Source organism: Microvirga aerilata (assembly GCF_016743775.1).
Lineage (GTDB): Bacteria > Pseudomonadota > Alphaproteobacteria > Rhizobiales > Beijerinckiaceae > Microvirga > Microvirga aerilata.
Map to the genome: position 1 here is coordinate 1 of NZ_JAEQMY010000185.1, position 5,096 is coordinate 5,096.

A 5,096-nucleotide genomic window follows, 5' to 3' on the forward strand; every position below is an offset into this window, starting at 1 on the left:
GTCCGCCTGGAGACGAGCGCATCAGGCCATGGCGCAAGCCTCACATCGCAAACGAAGGGTGCAACTGTAGTGCTAAGTCCTGCAAAACATGTTCAAGCAGTGGTGTGGTGAGCCAAACGCAACGCGGAAGGCCGATCAAGCTTTGGAGATGATGGGCCGCCCGCACGGGTGAGCGTCTCAAAAACCTCGCGCCAGATGCCGCGTGCCGCCCAGCGCACGAAGCGGTTGTAGAGGGTCTTGCGCGGGCCGTAGACCGGGGAGGCATCTACCCAGCGCGCGCCCGAGCGCAACACCTGCACGATGCCGGAGATCACCCGCCGGTCATCCACCCGCGGCACACCACGGGTGTCGGTAGGCAAAAGCGGTGCCAGACGGGTAAATTGCTCATCGCTCAGCCAGAACAGATCGCTCATGGTCCCACACCTGATCTAAGGAGCCGGCAATGCTACCAATCAATCGCGGCCGCTTTATGGGTCCTGACCCTAGTGGTGCCCCTTGTGGCCATGTCCATGACCGCCCGATGCCTGATAGCCTCGTAGTTCGCCGTATCGCCGGCCCTGCTCAGGGGTGAGAACGTCAAGCGTCGAGAGGTGATAACGCAGATGAGCGAGCCGCAGGGCAGCCTGCGTCGCACCAATCTCCGCCGTCGCCGCTTGAAGGCTCACGGGCGTTACCGCCTTGGTGGCGAACTGCCGGTCGAGATCAGTCTCCTGCGTGATCAGGCGCTCGCCCAGGGGAATGGCCTCGGCCTGCATCGCGGCATGGAGCTCCTGCACGCGGGTGCGCTGATCCTCGGTCACACAGGCGCTCCGCTGCGCCGGCTCAGCAGCGAGTAGCCGCCTCCGCGCTTTTCCACCACCACATCATGCACGCGGCAGAAGGCGGCAAGCCCCTCCAGGATGCGATCGCGTTCTCCGATGCGCAGTTCATCTCCGCGGGAAGGCGTTGATCTGTCGCCCCCCGTCCGTCAGAGAGCGCCATGATAGCCCCCACACCCGCTCCTGTCCTCACCCGCTGGTTTGCCCCCTTTGCCAGTGCATTCACCGCGCCGAGCTTGCGGGGCGTGCTTGTCCTGATCGCCGGCGCCATCCTGGCCCCGGGCGGAGGACCGTCACGTCCGATTTGAGCATCATGGGTCTACGCGAGATCGCCACCTTCACCACCTTCCATCGCGTGCTCAACCGTAATCGATGGGTGCCGCACGATCTCGCGTGTCGTCTGCTGCATCAGCTCGTGGAAACCTTCGTGCCCGCAGGACCCGTGGCGATCGTCCGGGCCAAACTATGGAGCGGCAGTTTTGAAATGTCCCGGCTCGACCAGGATCAGGTGAAAATTCCGCAAACTCTGCTCAGTCACCTCACCGAGGCCGCATGCTTCCCCGCCTGAAAGGGCCAACGTCCAGCTGAGCGAGTCTCTCCGGCTCATGGGATCGCCCATGGGGCTCTCGCTTTACCAAAGCTCTCTTCAAGAAAATCAATAAATGTCCGCACTCGAATATGGGTCAGACGTCGGTGCAAATAGAGAGCATGGATCGGTTCCTCCTCGTCATTCTGAAACTCCCTGAGCAATGGAATAAGCGAGCCCTTTCTCAAGTCGCCACCAATATGAAACTCTGCGAGCCGGACGACCCCGAGGCCAAACGTGCCAAGTCGAGAAGCATCTAGCCATGATTGGAGGAGATGCTCCCGCTCACCGAGATGCGCGTTATGTTCCTCGATCGTCCGTTGTTCAGCGGCCACTCACGGAAAGGGATCTCCGGCGTGAAGTTCAGGCAGTTGTGATCCTTGAGGTCCGCTGGTGTCACTGGAGTTCCATTGGCCGTAAGGTATGAGGGAGCAGCGCAGATCACCCACCGGCTCGTGCCAAGTTTCCGCCCAATGAGAGCTGAATCAACAAGCTGACCGCTCTGAATCGAGACGTCGATCTTCTGTTCGATAAAGTTGGGTGTCTCATTGCTTAGGAGAAACTCGACGTGAAGATCGGGATAGCGAGCAAGGAATGCGGGCATCCGGGGGGCAAGCTGGTAACGCGCGAAGGCAGGAAGCGAGTGGATGCGCAAGGTGCCCTTGACAGCTATTGGAGTGCGTAACGAGGTGATCTCCACCTCCGCCTGTTCGAGTGCCTCGAGCGCCCGCAAGGCCCCAGCTCGGAAGACCTCACCGTCGGCCGTGAGACGAACGACACGTGACGAGCGTGCGAACAAGCGGGTGCCAAGCCGCTCCTCGATGCGGCCGATTAGCTTGCTGACAGTTGACGGATTAAGGGCCAGATCTCGTGCCGCTCTAGAGAAGCTTCCTGTATCGACGACACGGAGAAAGACTGTAAGTTCCCGAAAGCGATCCAATGCTCCACCTGTGAATTGAGTTCACACCACCTCTGATAACCCAAGATATGGACACTGCAAGGCTAATTGCGCGAGGCTGGACCCATGTTCATGCCAAGACCAGTGCAAAGCTGCGTTGCAAAATCCCGCGCAGTCTCGTGTCATGGGTAGGATATATTGCTCAAGAGCTACCCGTGAGAGGTGCTCGGCCATAAAGGCATATGGAGGAGACGTAGAATGTCATTGATTTCATACCTGACGACCATTCGGTTCGACTTTGGAGCCCTGTCTGGGTTGGGAGATGACCTGCGGGAACTCGGAATCAAAGCTCCGTTGATCATTGCCGACGAGGGGCTTGCGCGAGCAGGCCTCATCGATCGCCTCAAGACTGTATTACCGGCAGGTGAGGATGTGCCTGTTTTTACCGGGACGCCGACGAACCCGACCGAGGGCGCCGTTCTGGCGGCGCTGGAGCTTTATCGCTCGGCTGGCTGCGACGGGCTGATCGCTATCGGAGGCGGATCCCCTATAGATCTGGCCAAGGGTGTGGCTCTCCTTTCCACCCATGAAGGACGACTTGAGCAATATGCAGCGATCTTGGGTGGAATTCCGAAGATTACGTCCGCAGTGGCGCCCCTGATTGCCATCCCGACAACGGCTGGCACAGGCAGCGAAGTTGGCCGGGCGGCCCTGATCACCCTTGAGGATGGCCGCAAGCTCGGGTTCATCTCTCCCCACCTCATTCCCAAGCGGGCCATTTGCGATCCCGAACTCACGCTCGGTTTGCCGCCGGCTCTGACGGCAGCCACAGGAATGGACGCCATCACGCACTGCATCGAGACCTATCTCAGCCCACGCAATAACCCGCCGGCCGAGGCGATCGCGCTTGACGGCTTGGATCGCGCAGTCAACCACATTGAGCGGGCCGTGAGCCAAGGATCTGACCGCGAGGCACGATACGAAATGCTCATGGCGGCGCTGGAGGGCGGCCTGACGTTCCAGAAGGGACTGGGTGCTGTCCACGCGCTCTCGCATCCCCTAGGCGGATTGAAGCAGGTCTCCCTGCATCATGGCACCTTGAACGCTGTGCTGCTCCCGTATGTGCTGGAGTTTAACGAGGGGAGCTCGGGGACAAAATACGATACGATACGCCAGAGATTGGGCTTGAAGCCAGCCGAGAGCTTGGCGGACTACATCCGCAGCCTGAATGCGCGGCTCGGCATGCCGGCGACGCTTGCCGAGATGGGCGTGCCGCGGGATTGCTTTCCGGCAATCGCGAAGAGTGCAACGGAGGATCACTCCTCAGCAACTAATCCTCGTCCGGCGAGCATTGAGGATTACCGCGCCATTCTCGAAGCCGCCTACACAGGCGAACCTCTCCAGCTGAGCGCCTGAGGCGTTCCGATTTACGGCGTAAAAGCCAGGTGGAGGAACGCCATCAATCCCCACCTACATGCAAACCACCTGATCAAGCTGAAATGTCTAGGCTTGGTCAACAGGCAAACGGCATACAAGGGAAGGAACTATCATGAAACGACGTGATCTATTGAAGGGTGGCATCGGAGCAACCACACTGGCATCTGCTGCCGTGATCGGCTCTGCGTCTGCCAGTGCGCAAGATGCTGGCCAAACCCAGATCACTTGGCGCATGACATCGAGCTACCCCAAGTCGCTCGATGCGGTCTACAGTGCGGGCGAGACCTTTATCAAGGCCCTGTCCAACATGACGAAGGAGCGGATTCAGATTCAGCATCTGGCTGCCGGTGAGATCGTCGGAGGCCTTCAGGCTCTGGACGCAGTCCAGAACGGCACTGTCGAGTGCTGCGACACGGCACCGTACTACTATGTGGGCAAGGACCCTACCTTTGCCTTCGCGGCGGCAGTTCCCTTCGGGCTGACCACGCGCCAGCAGAATGCCTGGTTCTTCGAAGGCGGCGGCTTGGATCTCCTGAACAACGAGCTCTTTTCCAAGTACAACGTATTTGGTCTGCCAATCGGCAATACCACCGCCCAGATGGCAGGTTGGTTCCGCAAGGAGATCAACACGGTTGAGGACTTGAAAGGCCTTAAAATGCGCATCGGCGGCCTTGCGGGCCAAGTATTGGCCAAGCTCGGTGTCGTGCCCCAGCAGATTGCAGCAGGTGACATTTATCCGGCTCTTGAGCGCGGTACCATCGACGCCGCGGAATGGGTTGGCCCCTACGACGACGAGAAGCTGGGCTTCAACAAGGTCGCACCTTATTACTACTATCCTGGCTGGTGGGAAGGCTCGTCGGCGATCTTTCTGCTCGTCAACAGGGCCAAGTGGGACGCGCTCAGCCCGGAGGACAAGGCCTTGATGACCGCTGCAGCCCATCAGGCCAATACCATCACGATCGCCAAGTACGACCAGCTCAATCCCGGCGCCATCCGCCGGCTGGTAGCGGCCGGAGTTCAGCTCAAAGCATTCCCGGCTCCTGTAATGGATGCTTCTCTCAAGGCCGCGGGCGAGGTCTACGCCGAGATCTCTGCCCAGAACCCATTGTTCAAGCGCGTCCACGACCACATGATGGCTTATCGCAGCGAGCAGTACCTCTGGCAGCAGGTAAACGAATACTCATATGAGACATTCATGATCAGGGCCCGCACCCGAGGATAAGTCACGAAGGCTCAGAGGGGGAAAGGATCTCATTTTTCTTCTCCTCGCAGCGGAAGCCCATCAACACCAAAACGGCAGGCTAACGATGACGAAGAACTATATTGCAGGCGATTGGGTCGCGGCCTCGGAGGCTTC

General features: G+C 59.5%; 5 protein-coding genes and 2 pseudogenes. 3 read left to right on the plus strand and 4 right to left on the minus strand.

From position 1 onward, the window contains the following. Window positions 1-116: 116 nt before the first annotated feature. Together JKG68_RS31025 and JKG68_RS31030 are read right to left on the minus strand one after the other, a co-directional pair. Window positions 117-413 (minus strand): annotated as a pseudogene (locus JKG68_RS31025) (transposase); the annotation flags it as partial. Between the two features lie 69 nt (window positions 414-482). Then, window positions 483-800: a hypothetical protein gene (locus tag JKG68_RS31030; RefSeq protein ID WP_202066162.1), complete on the minus strand. Its 318-nt coding sequence runs from the start codon at window positions 798-800 to the stop codon at window positions 483-485. A gap of 322 nt (window positions 801-1,122) precedes the next feature. Here JKG68_RS31030 and JKG68_RS31040 point away from each other — a divergent pair, with 322 nt between their 5' ends. Then, the gene (locus JKG68_RS31040; RefSeq protein WP_210346508.1) at window positions 1,123-1,386 is read left to right on the plus strand and encodes a hypothetical protein; all 264 of its coding nucleotides are present in this window, start codon (window positions 1,123-1,125) and stop codon (window positions 1,384-1,386) included. 274 nt (window positions 1,387-1,660) lie between these two features. Here the strand turns inward: JKG68_RS31040 and JKG68_RS31045 are convergent, their stop codons facing one another. Then, entirely contained in the window at window positions 1,661-2,137 is a 477-nt protein-coding gene (locus JKG68_RS31045) for a substrate binding domain-containing protein (RefSeq protein ID WP_246516101.1), read from the minus strand. A 30-nt stretch (window positions 2,138-2,167) separates the two neighbouring features. Beyond that, window positions 2,168-2,344 (minus strand): annotated as a pseudogene (locus JKG68_RS35065) (helix-turn-helix domain-containing protein); the annotation flags it as partial. A 216-nt stretch (window positions 2,345-2,560) separates the two neighbouring features. On the opposite strand from JKG68_RS35065, the gene gbd reads away from it, so the two are divergent. Together gbd and JKG68_RS31055 are read left to right on the plus strand one after the other, a co-directional pair. Next, on the plus strand, window positions 2,561-3,718 hold the full coding sequence (gene gbd, locus JKG68_RS31050; protein ID WP_202066170.1) for a 4-hydroxybutyrate dehydrogenase: 1,158 nt from the start codon (window positions 2,561-2,563) through the stop codon (window positions 3,716-3,718). 133 nt (window positions 3,719-3,851) lie between these two features. Next, on the plus strand, window positions 3,852-4,961 hold the full coding sequence (locus JKG68_RS31055; protein ID WP_202066171.1) for a TRAP transporter substrate-binding protein: 1,110 nt from the start codon (window positions 3,852-3,854) through the stop codon (window positions 4,959-4,961). Window positions 4,962-5,096 lie beyond the last annotated feature (135 nt).

What these genes read in the sequence shown, in the direction of transcription:
- JKG68_RS31055 (WP_202066171.1), top strand. Translation starts at nt 3,852, where the DNA reads ATGAAACGACGTGATCTATTGAAGGGTGGCATCGGAGCAACCACACTG.
- gbd (WP_202066170.1), top strand. Translation starts at nt 2,561, where the DNA reads ATGTCATTGATTTCATACCTGACGACCATTCGGTTCGACTTTGGAGCC.